This window comes from Blautia sp. MB18-30, assembly GCF_023669475.1.
GTDB classification, from domain to species: Bacteria; Bacillota; Clostridia; order Lachnospirales; family Lachnospiraceae; genus Blautia_A; species Blautia_A fusiformis.
This window is the reverse complement of sequence record NZ_JAMOYY010000021.1, coordinates 38,727-56,314: the sequence shown is the minus strand read 5'-3', so window position 1 is coordinate 56,314 and position 17,588 is coordinate 38,727. Positions and strand designations below refer to the sequence as shown.

Sequence of the window (17,588 nt, the reverse complement as noted above, 5' to 3'; positions counted from 1 at the left end):
TGCGAAGCCCGTTTCCCCTCCCCACACCCCACCCCTCCGGGCACGCCGCTGTGCTACGCCTTGGAGTGTGTTAATTTATCGGCTTAGTCCTGTATGCTGCTGTATTGGCAGTGTCAGGCTGAGCCGATTTTTGTTTCGTCGGACGGGAAAGCGGCCCGCGCAGCGGGCCTGTTCCCTGTTGTTAATGGGAGCGGGTTTATGCCAGTGATGCGACAATAGACGGAAGCAGGTGAGCGTCGGCAATACAACAACAGACAGAAGTAGGTCTATGCCAGTGATGCGACAACAGGCAGGAGCAGGTCAGCGCCGGCAATACAGCGACAGGCAGGAGTAGGTCTATGCCAGTGATGCGACAACAGACGGGAGCAAGTGAGCACCAGCAATACAGCGACAGGCAGGAGCAGGTCAGCACCAGCAATACAACAGGCAGGAGCAGATTAGCGCCAGCAATAGAACAACAGGCAGGAGCAGATTAGCGCCAGCAATACAACAACCACCAGGAACAGGTCTGCTGCGCAGACCGCCTTCCGTCCGGCGGAACAAAAAAATCGGCTCAGCCTGACGCTACCAATACAGCAGCATACAGGCATTTACCAATACACTACTCCATACCACAGCGCAGAACAGTGACGTGCCCGGAAAGGGGGAGCGCGAGGGGGAAAAGCGGGCTTCGTAACTCCGAGCGCCTTTCCCCCTCGCAAACCTGCCCACGCCAAAGTGTCCCCCCTGGAAAGGAAACGCTCTCCGCCCAGGAGCGTCCGTCAGACGCCCGACATTGTACAATATCTGGTACAATTTTCTCATTATTTTTATCAATAATACAATTACATGTATATTATAAAGAACATACTTCCAAGCTGTTGACTTTAAATTCGGAATCTGTTATCTTATGGTCGTCATGAGAAATGTTATATATTACTAACTGCGCGGGCAGTGAACGAAATATTGAGACAACAGGAAAGGATGTGTAACAAATTGGCAAAAGTTGATTTTGAACAGTGGAATGGTTTTAAGGGTGATCGTTGGAAAGAGAAGATCGATGTTCGTAATTTCATCAGTATGAACTATACACCATATGATGGAGATGCTTCCTTCCTGGAAGCACCAACAGAGGCAACAGATAAACTCTGGGGCAAGCTTCAGGAGCTTCAGAAAGAAGAGCGTGCTAAAGGCGGCGTTCTTGATATGGAGACAGAGGTAGTAACAGGAATTACAGCATACGGTCCTGGATATATCGATGAGGAACTCAAAGACCTGGAGCAGGTTGTAGGTCTTCAGACAGACAAACCTCTGAAACGTGCTTTCATGCCATACGGCGGAATCAAAATGGCAGAGCAGGCATGTGAGACTTACGGATACCATGTAAGCGACAAGATCAAAGATGTTTTCAACAACTATGAGTTCAAAACACACAACCAGGGTGTATTCGATATCTACACACCGGAGATGAAGAGAGCACGTCACAACAAGATCCTTACAGGACTTCCGGATACTTACGGACGTGGACGTATCGTAGGTGATTACAGACGAGTAGCTCTTTACGGAATCGATCATCTGATTGCATGCAAGGAGAGAGATTTCGCAGCATGCGACCGTCAGGGTATGAGACGTTATGACTTCCAGCTTCGTGAGGAGATCGCAGATCAGATCCGTGCTCTGAAGAAGATGAAAGAAATGGCTCAGATCTATGGCTTTGATATTTCCCAGCCGGCTAAGAACGCAAAGGAAGCATTCCAGTGGCTGTACTTTGGATATCTTGCAGCGATCAAAACTCAGAACGGAGCTGCAATGAGTGTTGGACGTATCTCCACATTCCTTGATATCTATATTGAGAGAGACCTTGAGAACGGAACTCTTACAGAGAAAGAGGCACAGGAGCTTGTTGACCATATCGTAATGAAATTCCGTATGGTTAAATTCGCTCGTATCCCGTCTTACAACCAGCTCTTCTCCGGTGACCCGGTATGGGCAACTCTGGAAGTAGCAGGTATGGGACAGGACGGACGTTCCATGGTAACAAAGAACGACTATCGTTTCCTTCATACACTTGAGGATATGGGACCGGCTCCGGAGCCGAACCTTACAGTTCTCTACTCCTCAAGACTGCCTGAGAACTTCAAGAAATATGCAGCAGACATCTCTGTTACAACAAGTTCCATCCAGTATGAGAACGATGATGTTATGCGTCCGGTATGGGGCGATGACTACAGCATCTGCTGCTGTGTATCTGCTACAGAGACAGGTAAAGAGATGCAGTTCTTCGGCGCTCGTGCTAACCTTGCAAAATGCCTTCTTTACGCGATCAACGGCGGTGTTGATGAGAAGACAAAACAGCAGGTAGGACCTCAGTATCAGCCGATCACTTCCGAGTACCTTGACTATGACGAAGTAATCGCAAAATATGATCAGATGATGGACTGGCTTGCACATCTGTATGTTGGAACACTGAACATGATCCACTACATGCATGATAAATACTACTATGAGGCAGCTGAGATGGCACTTATCGATACAAAGGTTGACCGTTCCTTCGCAACAGGTATCGCCGGATTCTCACACGTAGTAGATTCCCTTTCCGCTATCAAATATGCAAAAGTAAAAGCAATCCGTGACGAGGACGGAATCACAACAGACTTCCAGGTTGAGGGTGACTTCCCACGTTATGGTAACGATGATGACAGAGCAGACGAGATCGCAACAACTCTGCTTTCCACATTCCTTGAGAAGCTGAAACACATCCATACCTATCGTGATTCCAAGCCAACCACATCCATCCTTACCATCACATCCAACGTTGTTTATGGTAAAGCTACAGGATCTCTTCCGGACGGAAGAAAAGCCGGCGAGCCTCTGGCACCGGGAGCAAACCCGTCTTACGGCGCAGAGCAGAACGGACTTCTTGCTTCCCTGAACTCTGTTGCAAAGCTTGACTATGAGGATGCCCTTGACGGAATCTCCAATACTCAGACGATCAACCCGGATGCACTTGGCCATTCTGAGGAAGAGCGTACAGAGAACCTTGTAAATGTACTTGACGGATACTTTGACCGTGGTGCACATCACCTCAATGTAAACGTATTCGGTAAAGAGAAACTTATCGATGCTATGGAGCATCCGGAAAAAGAGGAGTATGCAAACTTCACGATCCGTGTTTCCGGATACGCTGTTAAGTTCATCGACCTTACAAGAGAGCAGCAGCTTGACGTTATCGCAAGAACCTGCCACGAAAGGATGTAATAAAAAATATGGACGACCAGAAAAAAATCACTGGCTACGTCCACTCACTGGAGAGCTTCGGCTCTGTTGACGGACCAGGAGTCCGGTATGTGATCTTTTTGAGCGGCTGCGCCATGCGCTGTCAGTTCTGCCACAATCCGGACACCTGGCAAATGAAAACAGGGACGGAGTACACAGCAGATGAGCTGCTTGAAAAAGCCTGTCGATACCGCTCTTACTGGGGAAGTAAGGGCGGTATTACTGTGAGTGGAGGCGAGCCACTGTTACAGATCGATTTCCTCACTGAGCTGTTCAGAAAAGCAAAAAAACTTGGGATCCACACAACACTTGATACCAGCGGCAACCCTTACACAGAAGAGGGTCCGTGGTATGAAAAATGGGAAGAGCTGATGAAGTACACAGATCTTGTCATGTTGGATATCAAGCACATTGATGAGGAACAGCATAAGATTCTCACAGGATGTACCAATAAAAATATCCTTGCCATGGCCCGGAAGCTTTCCGATATGGGCGTATCCATGTGGATCCGTCACGTACTGGTTCCGGAACGCAATGATCGGGATGACTATCTCCACCGGCTGGCTGACTTTATTGCAACACTGAAGACAGTTGAGAGAGTGGAGGTTCTTCCATATCACACACTCGGAACCTTTAAATGGGAAAATCTGCATATTGATTATCCGCTGAAGGGAATCAATCCGCCAACGAAAGAACGCATCGAAAATGCGGAAAAAATCCTGGGAGCAGGTACACAGTAATAAAAAAACCATATCTTATGTCGAAAAACAGACATAGATATGGTTTTTTTGATGTTCACACCAGTTCTTTGTTTTTGATCAGCATTTCTTTGATGATATCCTGTGTATAGGAACCTAAGCGGCGCTGAGTATCCCGGTCAAGCTCTGAAGGAATGATAGGCTTGCCATATTCGATCACTACGTGTGTAGGTGTCATCTTCGGGAAATTGGCCTCCCAGATATTGGCAGAGTTGCTGATCGCAATAGGAATGATCGGGCTTTTGGCTCTGGCTGCGATCTTGAAGCTGCCGTCATGGAAAGGTAGCATTTCTGTTTCATCAGCATTCTTATTTCTGGTTCCTTCCGGGAAGATACATACGGAAATGCCGGATTTCACATAGTCTGCGGCCTGAAGGATCGTTTTCAGACCCTGCTTGATATCCTCTCTGTCGAGAAAGAGACAGTAGAGATTGCGCATCCAGTTGGAGAGCAGCGGATAATGCTCCATTTCCTTCTTGGCAACATAGCCGGTGCGGATCGGACAGCGGCTGTAGGTGAGCAGGATGTCGAAATAGCTCCGGTGGTTTGCTACATAGAGAACAGCCTGATCCTTTGGAACGTTTTCTTCGCCGATGACGGTGACTTTGGCGCCTGTGATCCACAGGATGAATTTGAATATGGCCTGTACCATGCGCAGAGAGCTGATATCCTTAGTCATGGGAGAAAATTTCCCGATGATCCATTCTACAAGGAGAACCGGAATGGTCAGCACCAGATAGGCGATCACCACGATACAGACAAGTATGAATCGAATCATGTCTTTTGTCCTTTCTGTTATAGATACTTGCGGAGAGTTCCGCAGTAAGATGGTATTTTTATATTATACGAAGAAAATCCGATAGTTGCAATAAATCTTTCCCTGCTCACATAGAATAAATACTGAATAATGGTTACTGTTTACTGGTGATCTTCCGCAAAGCGTGTTACTGAGAACGGAGTGAACAGTAACGAATCATGCAGGTGGCTTATATTATGAAAAAAGCAGTATTTCTGCGGATCGTGCTGACAGCTGCCGTGCTGGCACTGCTGCTTTCCGGGTGTCGATTTGTCCGGGTGGAGGAAGAAGAACGAAAACCGGTAGATTACATCGTTGTGGAACGCCGGGATATCCCGGAGGAGCTTTCCAAGCTTATGGAAGAAAAAAAGGAAAAGGAATTTCAGCTGAGTTATGAAACCGGAGAGGATATTTACCTGGCCAAAGGGTACGGGCGGCAGATGAGTGGCGGATACAGCATCCAGGTAGAGGAGCTTGGAGAATCCTCGAATGGGATATTTTTTGTTACAAAACTTCTTGGACCGGAGGATCTTAAGGAGGCAGGAGTTCCGTCCTATCCCTGCATTGTGATAAAAACCCGGAAACAGGAAAAGCCGGTAACGTTCCGGGAAAGCAGCAGTCCGGTGAAAAAAGAGTCGGAGAAAGGGGAATAGACTGTGGAATTAAAAAAAGAAAGCATGCAGATATTAAAGGAAAAAAGCAGGGCAAAAAGTCAGATCACTTTTGATGAGGATTTTAATGTACCGGATGCAAAACCGGATGCAGGAAGACTGATTCAGAATAAGGGCAGGATCATTATGGATGATGTCCGTCTTACTGACGGGAAAGGTATTCTTACGGGAAATCTGCAGGTAGATATCCTTTATGTGGGGGAAGAAAGAGGGATCGTCAGCAGTCTTACTGCAAAACTTCCATTTGAGGAAACCTTGAACCTGAAGAATATCATAAACGGGGATAAAATGTGTCTGAAGTGGGAAATTGAAGATCTTACGATCCGCCTGATCCATTCCAGAAAGCTTAATATCAAAGCTTTGGTAACTTTTTGTGCGACTGTGGATGAAACAGAACAAATCCGCCTGCCGGTGGCGCTGGATGCAGAAGAGGTATCCGTCAGAAAAAAAACAGTCCGTTTTCTGGGACTTACCGTACATAAAAGAGATACACTCCGGATCAAGGATGAGTATACCATTGCCTCCAATCGTCCGGATATCGCCAGCCTGATCTGGTATACTATGGATGTACGGGGGCTGGATCTGAAGCCGGAGGAAAATGTGGTAAAGGCAAGAGGAGAGCTGTCCGTTTTTGTGCTGTACGGAGCAGAAGATACAGAAGCCCCGGTGCAGTGGCTGGAATATTCGCTGCCTTTTTCCGGAGAAGTGGAATGTCCGGACTGCACGGAGGAACTGATCCCGCTGATCGAAGCTTCGGTGATGCATCAGAGCCTGGAGGCCAAACCGGATGTCGATGGGGAAGAACGGATCCTTGTTTCGGATGTTGTGCTGGAGCTGGATATGAAATTTTTCAGGGAAGAGGAATATGATCTTATTACCGATGTGTATACACCGATCCGTGAATGTGTTCCGGAAGGAAAGAATGAGGTACTGGAACGACTTCTGGTACGTAATTTTTCCAGATGCAGGATCAGTGACAGGATCCAGGTAAAGGAGACTCAGGGAAAAGTCCTCCAGCTGTGTCACAGTCAGGGAAAAGTGAAGATCGATAAGACCAGGATCGTAGAGAACGGTGTGCAGGCAGATGGCGTGGTCATGCTGAAGATCCTGTACATTATTGGAAATGATGATATGCCGTTTTATTCCATGGAGGCAATGATACCGTTTTCCCATATGGTGGAAGCAAGAGGGATCCGACAGGACAGCTGTTATCAGTTAAAAGCAAAGCTGGAGCAGCTTTCCGCAGCCATGGCAGATGGAAATGAGATCGAGATCCGGGCAACTGTAGGACTGGAGCTTCTGGCAGTTGCCAGAGAGCCGGTATTTATCATTGAGAAAGTAGAGGAAAAACCACTGGATATGAAAAAACTCCAGGCTATGCCGGGAATCCTGGTTTATATGGTAAAACCGGGAGATGAATTGTGGGATATTGCAAGGAAATATCACACATCTATCCAGGAGATCCGGACGATCAATGCTCTCAAGGAAAATCAGGAACCCTCTCCGGGAACTCCGCTTCTTGTTGTGAAAAAAGTGGAAGGTCAGATCAAATAAAAAGTGGAATATTTTGCTGTTGAAAAGAATGTAAAAATCATATAAAATACATGTATAAATACTGTATACAAAGTACAAATGGAGGGGCTTATGCGTTTAAAAGCAATGGCAAAGATCAATCTCGGACTTGATGTTCTGGGAAAGAGAGAGGACGGTTATCATGAGGTACGCATGATCATGCAGACCATCCGTATGTATGATATCCTGGATATCAGAAAGACCAGACGGCCGGGGATCGTACTGACGACCAATCTTCCGTTTATTCCTACAGATCAGAGAAATCTTGTATATAAGGCAGCACAGATGCTGATGGAGGAGTTCGATGTTGAAGAGGGACTTTCCATCAAGCTTCGTAAATTTATCCCGGTGGCAGCAGGCATGGCAGGAGGCAGCTCCGATGCAGCGGCCGCATTTGTGGGTGTGAACCGGATGTTCCATTTAGGACTTACCGAAGAACAGCTGATGGAACGTGCAGTAAAGGTCGGAGCAGATGTTCCGTATTGTATCATGCGGGGAACAGCGCTTGCGGAGGGAATCGGAGAGAAGCTGACCAGACTTCCGGAAGTTCCGAAATGTTATGTTCTGATAGGAAAACCGGGGATCAATGTTTCCACAAAAACAGCCTATGAGAATCTGAATCTGGAAGGGATCGGAAAACATCCGGACATCGATGGACTCATCGGAGCTATCAGAAATAATGATCTGTATGCCATGGCATACAGAATGGAGAATGTATTTGAACCGGGGATCATCCGACAGTATCCTGTGATCGGCAATATCAAGAACCTTATGGAAGAAAAAGGTGCGCTGAAAGCCGTGATGAGCGGAAGCGGTCCTACTGTGTTTGGAATCTTTGATAACAGGGATAAGATGGCCGCGGCAGCCAGAAGCCTCAGAAAGAGCGGGCTTGCAAAGACTGTATTTGCCACGGATATTTACAATAGAGATGGAGGAGTTACAAATGACAAGTGATTTTTCTGTGGATATGAATGAATATCTGCCGCTTCGGGATGTTGTTTTTAACACCTTGCGGCAGGCAATCCTGAAGGGAGAGCTGAAGCCGGGCGAAAGACTTCTGGAGATTGCCCTTGCAGAGCGTCTTGGCGTGAGCAGAACACCGGTGCGTGAGGCTATGCGCAAGCTGGAGCAGGAAGGTCTTGTAGTGATGATCCCACGCAGAGGTGCACAGGTAGCCAGCATCACAGAGAAGGATCTGAACGATGTTCTGGAGGTGCGTATCGCCCTCGAAAATGTTGCCATAGAAAAAGCGTGCAAGCTGATCACAGAGGATGAGCTGGGAAGGCTCTGGGTGGCAGCCAAGGAATTTGAAAAAACAAAAGCAGAGGGAAATCTGGTCCGTCTGGCGGAAACCGATGTGGCTTTCCACGAGATCATATATCAGGCTTCTGATAATAAGCGTCTGAATCAGGTCCTGAATAATCTCCGTGAGCAGATGTATCGCTATCGTGTAGAGTATCTGAAGGAGGAGCAGACAAGAAATCTTCTGGTCAGTGAGCATGAAGAACTGGTAAAAGCCATCCGTGAAGGAGATGTGCAAAAGGCGCAGGATATTTCTTTCCATCATCTGGAGAATCAACGAAAAGCGATCATCCGTACTATCCGCGCGGAGAATGAGGCCAAAGAGGCCGAGAAAAAAGAATAAGAACCGGATATGCGGGAATATTAAGAGAGATGTCATTGGGGCATCTCTTTTTTTAACCGAATCAAGTAAGTCCCCTGTTTCAATTGCGAAAAGCAATAAGCAGTGGGGGGGGGGAACTTGCTGCAAAGGATGGTGGCTTTATGGAAACAAGGAAGATATCGATATCTCTTCATGAAAATGAATCATATATCCGGAAACGGTGTGAAAACTGCGATGATATCCTGATCAGGCCCATGCGCCTTGGTGAGGGACATAAGGCGGACTGTCTGATGGTCTATATTGAGGTTGCGGTTTCAAACATGATGCTGGATGATTCTGCTATCGGAAAAATGATCAATCATTTCTGGGAGATCCCGGAGGAAAAGATCCGGGAATTTATCCGTCGAAACAGTCTTGGAATTGCAGATGTGAAGGAGCTGTCTTCCATGGAGGAGGTATTTGGTGCCATTCTTTCGGGAAATGCAGTTTTCTTTCTGGATGGATACGACAAAGCAATGAAAATTTCCAGTAAAGGATATCCGGGGTTGGCTGTATCAGAGGTGAAGACGGAAAAGGTCCTCAGAGGCTCCAAGGAGGGCTTCTGTGACAGTGTAAAAACCAATGCGGCCCTTGTGAGAAAGCGGATCCGGGATACCAGGCTGAAGGTGGAGCAGAGCAGCATCGGTGTACGCTCCAATACGGTGGTACAGCTTCTTTATGTGGAGGATCTGGTCCATGAGGAGCTTCTGACTGCTGTGAAAGAGCGCCTGGAATCTTTTGCAGTGGACGGGATCCTGGACAGCGGGATGCTGGAACAGCTGACAGAAGAAGCATGGTATTCTCCCTTTCCTCAGTTTCAGACAACGGAGCGGCCGGACCGGGCTGCCCAGGAGCTGCTGAATGGAAAAGCAGTTCTGCTCTGTGACAACTCGCCGGTGGCACTGGTGGTTCCCGGAGCATTCAACAGTTTTATGGAAAGCAGTGAAGACTGGTACAACCGTTTTGAGATGGCATCCTTCCTGCGGGTGCTCCGGTATCTGGCCATGGCTGTGGCAACGCTGCTCCCCGGACTTTATCTGGCTGTGATCCGGTTTCATACACAGATCCTTCCGGCGAATCTGATCCTTTCCTTTGCACAGGCAAGAGAGGGCGTTCCATTTTCCAGTGTAGTGGAGCTGGTGTTCCTAGAACTGTCTTTTGAGTTGATACGGGAGGCTGGTGTGCGGATCCCGGGAGCTCTTGGAAATGCCATTGGGATCGTAGGAGGACTGATCATCGGACAGGCTGCGGTGGAGGCCAATCTTGTCAGCCCGGTGGTAGTGATCATCGTGGCACTGACAGCACTGGGATCACTGGCTATACCTAATGAGGAATTTGCTTCTGCATTCCGGCTTCTGAAGTACGCTTTTCTGTTTCTGGGAGGATTTCTAGGTATATTCGGAATCGTGTTGGGACTGTATCTCACCATGGCGCATCTGGCAGGACTTTTAAGCTTCGGTGTCCCATATCTGGTACCTTTTGTAGAGAAGAACAGTGAGGCGGAAACCGGTGGAAGGATTTTGCGACAGCCCTTCCGGAAGCGGAAATTCCGGCCGCTGTATGCCAGAAATGCCCAGAAACGCAGGCTTCGGACAAGGCCATGGAGCCGGAAAGGATAAAGGTTATGAGATTTGCGGAGAATAACAGGATTTCCCACAGACAGCTTTTTCGGCAGATCATACTGGTGTTTCCGGCGCCGTTTCTGCTGTGCCTGTTTAAGAATGGAGCGATGTTGGGCATCAGTGCCATGGCAGGGACAGCTGCTGCGGCCGTAGTGCTCTCTTTTTATGTGATCTGGCTGATACGTCTGACACCTGCATATGGGGAGCTTTCCAAAAGGACAGGAAGTTTTACTGTACGATTTATTGGCCTGTTCTTTTTGGTATATGTGATCGCAAGTTCGGCATTTCTTTCGGGCCTTCTGGGGGAGGTGATCCCGGAAAGTCTGATCAGCGGGATTTCCGGAAAATGGCTGTCTCTTCTTGCAGTTGCAGCCTGTAGTCTGGGAACGCATCGCGGAATGCAGAGAAGAGGGCGGATCGCTGAGGTGTCCGGAAGGATTTTTCTGGCAGGGATCCTTCTTCTGATGCTTTTATGTGCAGGGCAGGGAAAAACAGAGTACTTTATGGAAGTGATGAAAGATCCGGAAACAGGATTTACAGGAGAGCGATGGCTCCGTGATCTGTATACACTTTTGTGTGCTTTTTCAGGAGCAGGACTTCTTCCCTTCGGGCTGGAGTATGCAAAAAAACAGGGAAGTGCCAGAAAACCTGTGATCCTGGCTTTTCTTACAGTTTGCGGGATTATTTTTGGAATGCAGCTCCTTCTTCCGGCAGTCTTTGGTGGTGCACGCCTTAAAAACGAGATCTGTCCGGTACTGCCTCTTCTGGAGGGTGCAGATCTTCCGGGAAACGTACTGGCGAGATTTGATGTGATATGGATGGGGTTTCTGGTATTCGGACTTTTGTTTTCTCTGGGAAGTTTGTTTCATTACGGAAATCAGATCGCGGAAAAAACCGGATTCGGGACCGGTCGGTACTGGATCCCGGCAGCAGGCTGGCTGCTTTCCCTGTATGAGAGAAACGGGATGGGGATCCGGGAGTATTATGGCTGGTATCTGGGGTACATCTTTGTGCCGTTTCTGCTTGTGATACAGCTTTTTCTCAGTACGGAAAACCGGGGAAGACGGAAGAAAAAAGTAACTGTGGCAGGACTTGTCCTGGTCATTACTTTGACGGGATCAGGCTGTGCGGCAGTAGAACCGGAAAAAAGAGCTTATCCGCTGGCACTGGGGGCCGGTGTTTCAGAGAATGGCTTTGTGCTGAAATATGCAATGCCGGATATGAGTACAGCTACTGGACAGGAAAAACCGGACGAAGATCCGATTTCTGTGCTGACTCTTTCCGGCCGGGACTTTCAGGAGATCGAGGCAGTCTACAACCGGTCTCAGGAAAAATTTCTGGATCTGGGTCATCTTGAAGTGCTGATCCTGGATGAACAGATCCTGGAAGAGGGATCCCGGGAAGCACTGATCGGATATCTGAAGCAGGAAGAGCATATCGGAGAGGATGTCTACGTGTTCCGGACGGATATGCTGGGAGATGTTTTTCACTGGAAAGGAGCCCGGGAAAGCTCCATAGGGGAATACCTTCAGGGAATCCAGGAGAACCGCACATCCGGGCAGCAGAAGAAGGGTGTGACTCTGCGGGAGGTATATCATCAGTTCTGTCAGGATGGAACGCTGCCCTGGCTTCCGGAGATATGGGTGGAAGGTGAGCTTCTGGAAGTGGATTACGGCAGTAATGAATAGATGGGAGCCGGACTGTTAATAATATAGATGATGATCAGTACGATAAATCGTACAGTATATCTCTGGATAAGATCATCAGAAGATTTTTGACAGGAGGGCTTGCTCATGGAGCATATAAAAACGAAGAAGCATGTATTAAAAAAAGTAGGAGGGTTCCTTTTGCTCACGGCAGTGATCCTTGCAGGGAGTACCTGGGAGAGAAGAACTGCCGGTGATCGGCAGCCACAGTTTTATGCCTGGTGGGGAACGATCTACCCGGAATTCTGTTTTGAAAAAGCAGAGGATAACGGGGAAAATAAGCCGGTGAAGATATCCTTCTGGCTTGCGCAAGCCCTGGATTGGTGATACAATATTTCAACGGACCAATCACGTTCGATTAATTATTTCAGGAGATAAGATCAATGAATATAGACAGAAACGCACCGGTGGGTGTGTTTGATTCCGGTATCGGAGGACTGACAGTAGCCCGGGAGATCATGCGCAATCTCCCATCGGAAAAAATCGTATATTTCGGAGACACAGCCAGAGTTCCCTATGGAAGCAAATCCAGAGAAACGGTGATCCGTTATTCCCGCCAGATCATTCATTTTCTGCAGGAACAGAAGGTGAAGGCCATTGTGGTGGCCTGTAATACAGCCAGTGCATTTGCTCTGGATGCGGTGAAGGATGAACTGGATATCCCGATCCTTGGAGTGATCGAGGCCGGTGCCAAAGTTGCTGCCCAGGAAACCAGAAATAAACGGGTGGGCATTATCGGAACGGTGGGCACGGTAGGAAGCGGTATCCATGCCTCTTATCTGAAGGAACTGGATCCGGAGATCACCGTGATCGGAAAAGCGTGCCCGCTGTTTGTTCCGCTGGTAGAAGAGGGCTGGTATCATGATCCGGTCACCGAGGAGGTTGCGAGAAGATATCTGAAGGAGCTGCAGGAGCAGGAGATCGATACACTGATCCTCGGATGTACGCACTATCCTCTTTTAAGATCTACCATCCGCAAGATCATGGGTGAGGAGGTCTGCCTTGTGAATCCTGCATATGAGACGGCGCTAGAGCTTAAAAAGTTACTCTCCAGACTGGATCTTGCCAGCAATGAGGTAGCACAGGAGGAATTCCCGTATCGCTTTTATGTAAGTGATCTTGCAGAGAAGTTTAAGGATTTTGCCAATTCCATCCTGCCGTATAACGTAGAAAAAACACAGAAGATCGATATCGAAAAATATTAAACAGATCTGTACATAAATGATAGGAGAAAAGAATGCAGAAAGAAGTTTTGATCCATGTAAGAGGGCTTCAGATGATGGATGCACAGGGGGATCAGGAACCTATAGAGATCATTGTTCCGGGACAGTATTATTTCCGCAATGGTTCTCATTATCTCAGATATGAGGAACTGCTGGATGAAACAGCAGAACCCACCATCAATTACATAAAAGTATCCGGAAAGGGTCTGGAGGTCAGCAAGAAGGGACTGGTCAATGTACACATGGTATTTGAACAGGGCAAAAAAAACATGACCTATTATACTACCCCTTACGGAACACTTCAGATGGGAATCTCAGCTACGAATCTGGAGCTGACGGAAAGCGAAGAGAACCTTCAGATCAAAGCAGATTATGCGCTGGATATGAATGAAGAACATGTGGCAGACTGCTATCTGGCGATCCAGGTACAGCCAAGAGACTGCAAGGATTTTGTTTTATAGATCCTGCAGAAAATAAAAGATATATAATTACACTACATAAGAACAGCCGCCATGCATCAGGGGAATTCCTGAAAGCATGGCGGCTGTTTTGGATTCTGATCATTTACGGAATCTTGCGAGGAAGCCTTTTTTCTTCTTCTGTGGTGCTTCGAGAGAACCACGGATTCCCTTTACGCCAACGATGTAAAGGCCGCTGACTTCAGCTTTGATCTCTTTTTTGACCGGGATCAGATCAAAAACTTTTTCATCTGCAATAAGGATGTTGATCTTCGGACCGACTTTGGCTTTTACGATCGGAAGCTTGGACCGGCGCATAAGCTTAGGTGTCTGGTCGATGACCATCTGTGGAAGTCCGGAATCTTTCAGCGGCATCCGTTTTTTATCGATGACCAGCATGGAAACTGTCTGCTTGTTAGCCTGAATCTGAGCCTGCTGTTCGTCCTGTTTTTTCTGAGCTTTTTTTCCGAAGAAATAGAGTGCGATCACTGCTGCGATCAGAATAACGAGGATGACCAGAAGAACGATGGTAACTGTACTCATTTGAGAATCCCCCTGTATATATATTTGTTTCGCAATCGGTTACATTACGCAAACAACATTTTAGCATTGTTTCGTCAAAAAGGCAATTAAAAAAGTGAAAAAGACAGGTGGAACGGTGGAAATTTCAGCAGTTACCAGTTATAATGATTACGATGCAGTTCATCTGTGTATGCTGCAGAGAATACAGGACATAACTATCTTTGAGCTAACATATGTAATGGATAAACCAGAGATGGAGGAAATATTATATGAAAGAGAAAAAAACCGGGGGAACCCGACCGGAAATGGGAACTCCTGAGTACGAAGAATGGCGGAAAGAGATATTGAAACGCCGCAGAAAGCGCCAGCTGAAGGAACGCAGAAAACGTCTGGCCATCATAACAGCGGCAATGATCGTTGCAGTCGGGGCATCAGTAGGGGTCGGTGCACTGAAGGGCAGAAGTGAGAAGGCTTCAAAAGAGAAGATGGTTTCTTCTGACAAACAGAAAGAACAGACTGTTTCCGGAGAAAAAGCTTTAGAAGCAGGTACTAAAAATACAGAGACCGCTTCCAAAGATACTCTCGCAGAGGCAGAGCTTCTGGCCAGTCAGTATAACTATGACAAAGCTATCGATCTTCTGAAAAAGGCTCCGTCCTATGATTCGGATAAGAAGATGCAGGCAGCTGCAAAAAAATACGAAGACATAAAAGCAACCTGTACGGCATGGCCCCTTGAAAAGGTGACACATGTCTTTTATCATATTCTGATCAAGGATCCATCCAAAGCGTTTGACGGAGACTACAAAGAAGCAGATTATAATCAGGTCATGACAACCATTGATGAGTTTAACAAGATCACGCAGATCATGTATGACAAGGGCTATGTGATGGTAAGCATCAAGGACATGGCAAAGGCAGACGACAACGGGAACATCACAGAGGGAGAGATCCTTCTTCCGCCTGGGAAAACGCCGTTTGTCCTCTCACAGGATGATGTATGCTATTATCATTACATGGACGGTGACGGCTATGCCACGAAGCTGATCGTGGATGATAAAGGAAAGATCCGCAATGAATATGTGGAAGATGACGGAAGTGTCTCCGTGGGAGATTATGACATGGTTCCGTTGATCGACCGTTTTGTGGAAAAGCATCCGGATTTCTCATACCGCGGTGCAAAAGGAATCCTGGCACTTACCGGATACAACGGGATCCTGGGATACCGGACCGACGAAAGCTATGAGACCCGTCCGGCAGATCTGGATGAAAATAAAGTACAGTGGCTGGATGCACATCCGGATTTCAGCCTGGAAAAAGAACGGGCAGCCGCAAAAAAGGTTGCCGATGCCATGAAGGCAGAAGGCTGGGAATTTGCGAGCCATACCTGGGGACATCAGAATGTGGGACAGGTCACACTGGAGAAGCTTCAGGCAGATACCGAACGTTTCAAGAAAAATGTAGATCCGCTGATCGGGGGAACGGATGTTATCATTTTTGCTTTTGGAACCGACATTACCAATGACCAGGAGTATTCCGGGGATAAATTCGAATATCTGAAGGGGCAGGGATATAATTATTACTGCAACGTGGATTCCAGCCAGTATTATGTACAGATCCGGGATCGGTACTTCCGTCAGGGAAGACGGAATCTGGATGGATACCGTATGTATTATAACCCGGAACTGTTATCCGATCTTTTTGACGTAAAAGATGTTTTTGATCCGGCAAGACCGACACCGGTACCGCCGATGTAACGGTCATATCCGGAGATACGAGGGGACTTTTAGAAAGGGGCATATATATTATTATGAAGAAAAAAATTGCAGGTGTACTGACAACAGTGCTTGCGGCGTCACTTCTTGTGGGCGGAAACCATCCGGTCACTGTTCAGGTGGACAATATGATCTCTGGGACACAGGATGACGAGGATACACAGTCTGATGAAGCGGAAGCAGAAGCTGCAGAAGCCGAAGAAGAACAGTCCGAAGAAGCCAAAGTAGCAGCGGACCCGGAGGACCAGCCGGCAGCTACCGAGACACCGAAGGAAGAAAAAAAGGCAGAAAAAGAAACACAGAAAAGGGAAGCTGCCGAGAACAGCTCCGACAGTACTTCCTCAGACGAAAAAACACTTCTCAAAAAAGCCAAAAAACTGGCACAGCAGTATGATTACACCGGCGCGATCTCTGTGCTGAAAAACAACTGGAAATTTGCCACCAGTGACAAGATGCAGGAAGCAGCAGCAGCCTACATGAAAAAAAGAGATGCCTGTGTGGAATATCCACTTGAGAATATCACCCATGTATTTTTTCATTCCCTGATCGTGAATACCTCACTGGCCTTTGACGGAGATTCCGATGAGGCCGGATATAATCAGATGATGACCACAGTCAGCGAGTTCAAAAAAATGCTCCAGATCATGTATGATAAGGGTTACGTACTGGTGAGTCCTCATGATATGGCTGTGATCAATGATGACGGAACCATGAGCAGGGGAAAGATCATGCTGCCGGAAGGCAAGATTCCTTTTGTTCTTTCAGAGGATGACGTCAGCTACTATCATTATATGGACGGAGACGGATTTGCCACAAAGCTGGTGATCGACGACAACGGAGATATCAAATGCGAGTATAAGAAGGCAGACGGTACAGTTGTGACCGGAGATTACGATGTGGTGCCGATCCTGGATTCCTTTATCAAAGAACATCCGGATTTTTCCTATCATGGAAGAAAGGGTATTCTGGCAATGACCGGTTATAATGGTGTTCTGGGCTACCGTACAGATGGGGCATATAAGACCAAGAAGAATCTTCAGGATGACCAGAAGGCTTTTCTCAAGGCCAATCCGGAGTTTGACTATGATAAAGAAGTAAAAGCAGCCAAAAAAGTGGCGAAGGCCATGAAAAAGGACGGGTGGGAATTTGCAAGCCATACCTGGGGTCACAGAAACGCTACAAGCTCCACAGCAGCGGAGTTGAAGACCGATAATAAAAAATGGGAAAAATATGTGGCACCCATCCTCGGAAAAACCGATATGATCATTTTTGCCTTTGGTGCGGATATCGGCGACTGGGAAGGATACACCTCGGATAATGAGAAGTATGAGTATTACAAAAGCCGTGGCTACCGCTATTTCTGCAATGTAGATTCCAGTCAGTATTTTGTGCAGATCACAAGTGAATATTTCCGTCAGGGAAGACGGAATCTGGATGGATACAGAATGTATTACAATCCGGATATGCTCAGTGACCTGTTTGATGTATCGGAGGTGTGGGATTCTTCCAGACCGACACCGGTACCGGAAATGTAAGACAGCAAACACACTTTACAAATCTGTATAAAAAA

General features: G+C 47.3%; 16 protein-coding genes. 14 read left to right on the top strand and 2 right to left on the bottom strand.

Annotated features, from left to right (window positions below; genetic code table 11):
• Positions 1–975: 975 nt before the first annotated feature.
• Together pflB and pflA are read left to right on the top strand one after the other, a co-directional pair.
• Entirely contained in the window at positions 976–3,237 is a 2,262-nt protein-coding gene (gene pflB / locus NCY57_RS10950; protein WP_227574313.1) for a formate C-acetyltransferase, read from the top strand.
• Positions 3,238–3,245: 8 nt separating this feature from the next.
• Positions 3,246–3,995, top strand: a complete 750-nt coding sequence (gene pflA / locus NCY57_RS10945; RefSeq protein WP_015525340.1) for a pyruvate formate-lyase-activating protein — start codon at positions 3,246–3,248, stop codon at positions 3,993–3,995.
• 55 nt (positions 3,996–4,050) lie between these two features.
• Here pflA and NCY57_RS10940 read toward each other — a convergent pair whose 3' ends face one another.
• A complete protein-coding gene (locus NCY57_RS10940) occupies positions 4,051–4,791 on the bottom strand; it encodes a lysophospholipid acyltransferase family protein (RefSeq protein WP_015525341.1) in 741 nt (246 codons plus the stop codon).
• A gap of 215 nt (positions 4,792–5,006) precedes the next feature.
• Here NCY57_RS10940 and NCY57_RS10935 point away from each other — a divergent pair, with 215 nt between their 5' ends.
• The 9 genes from NCY57_RS10935 to NCY57_RS10895 all read left to right on the top strand — a co-directional run bounded on the left by NCY57_RS10935 (position 5,007) and on the right by NCY57_RS10895 (position 13,727).
• Positions 5,007–5,462, top strand: a complete 456-nt coding sequence (locus NCY57_RS10935) for a protease complex subunit PrcB family protein (RefSeq protein ID WP_250789666.1) — start codon at positions 5,007–5,009, stop codon at positions 5,460–5,462.
• A gap of 3 nt (positions 5,463–5,465) precedes the next feature.
• Positions 5,466–7,034 (top strand): DUF3794 and LysM peptidoglycan-binding domain-containing protein, encoded by a 1,569-nt coding sequence (locus NCY57_RS10930; protein ID WP_250789665.1) that lies wholly within the window; start codon positions 5,466–5,468, stop codon positions 7,032–7,034.
• A gap of 90 nt (positions 7,035–7,124) precedes the next feature.
• Positions 7,125–8,006 (top strand): 4-(cytidine 5'-diphospho)-2-C-methyl-D-erythritol kinase, encoded by an 882-nt coding sequence (ispE, locus tag NCY57_RS10925; protein ID WP_059086293.1) that lies wholly within the window; start codon positions 7,125–7,127, stop codon positions 8,004–8,006.
• On the top strand, positions 7,996–8,697 hold the full coding sequence (locus NCY57_RS10920) for a GntR family transcriptional regulator (protein WP_022427303.1): 702 nt from the start codon (positions 7,996–7,998) through the stop codon (positions 8,695–8,697). The genes ispE and NCY57_RS10920 overlap by 11 nt, the downstream gene beginning before the upstream one ends.
• A 140-nt stretch (positions 8,698–8,837) precedes the next feature.
• Positions 8,838–10,334 (top strand): spore germination protein, encoded by a 1,497-nt coding sequence (locus tag NCY57_RS10915; RefSeq protein WP_022427304.1) that lies wholly within the window; start codon positions 8,838–8,840, stop codon positions 10,332–10,334.
• A 5-nt stretch (positions 10,335–10,339) separates the two neighbouring features.
• Positions 10,340–12,025 carry a GerAB/ArcD/ProY family transporter gene (locus tag NCY57_RS10910; protein ID WP_129974692.1) on the top strand — a complete coding sequence of 562 codons (1,686 nt, stop codon included), beginning with the start codon at positions 10,340–10,342 and terminating at the stop codon, positions 12,023–12,025.
• Positions 12,026–12,130: 105 nt separating this feature from the next.
• Entirely contained in the window at positions 12,131–12,370 is a 240-nt protein-coding gene (locus NCY57_RS10905; RefSeq protein WP_250789664.1) for a hypothetical protein, read from the top strand.
• 56 nt (positions 12,371–12,426) lie between these two features.
• On the top strand, positions 12,427–13,248 hold the full coding sequence (gene murI, locus NCY57_RS10900) for a glutamate racemase (protein ID WP_021653072.1): 822 nt from the start codon (positions 12,427–12,429) through the stop codon (positions 13,246–13,248).
• A 32-nt stretch (positions 13,249–13,280) separates the two neighbouring features.
• Positions 13,281–13,727 (top strand): DUF1934 domain-containing protein, encoded by a 447-nt coding sequence (locus tag NCY57_RS10895; protein ID WP_021653071.1) that lies wholly within the window; start codon positions 13,281–13,283, stop codon positions 13,725–13,727.
• 99 nt (positions 13,728–13,826) lie between these two features.
• On the opposite strand, the gene NCY57_RS10890 is transcribed toward NCY57_RS10895, so the two are convergent.
• Positions 13,827–14,267, bottom strand: coding sequence for a type IV pilin (locus tag NCY57_RS10890; RefSeq protein WP_021653070.1), 441 nt, complete (start codon positions 14,265–14,267; stop codon positions 13,827–13,829).
• 94 nt (positions 14,268–14,361) lie between these two features.
• Between NCY57_RS10890 and NCY57_RS10885 the strand changes: the two genes are divergently transcribed.
• From NCY57_RS10885 to NCY57_RS10875, 3 genes are read left to right on the top strand one after another with little or no spacing between them, the layout of a single operon-like run.
• Positions 14,362–14,565, top strand: coding sequence for a hypothetical protein (locus tag NCY57_RS10885; RefSeq protein WP_250789663.1), 204 nt, complete (start codon positions 14,362–14,364; stop codon positions 14,563–14,565).
• The gene (locus tag NCY57_RS10880; protein WP_330638991.1) at positions 14,516–16,000 is read left to right on the top strand and encodes a polysaccharide deacetylase family protein; all 1,485 of its coding nucleotides are present in this window, start codon (positions 14,516–14,518) and stop codon (positions 15,998–16,000) included. The genes NCY57_RS10885 and NCY57_RS10880 overlap by 50 nt, the downstream gene beginning before the upstream one ends.
• Positions 16,001–16,053: 53 nt before the next feature.
• On the top strand, positions 16,054–17,553 hold the full coding sequence (locus NCY57_RS10875; protein WP_250789662.1) for a polysaccharide deacetylase family protein: 1,500 nt from the start codon (positions 16,054–16,056) through the stop codon (positions 17,551–17,553).
• Positions 17,554–17,588 lie beyond the last annotated feature (35 nt).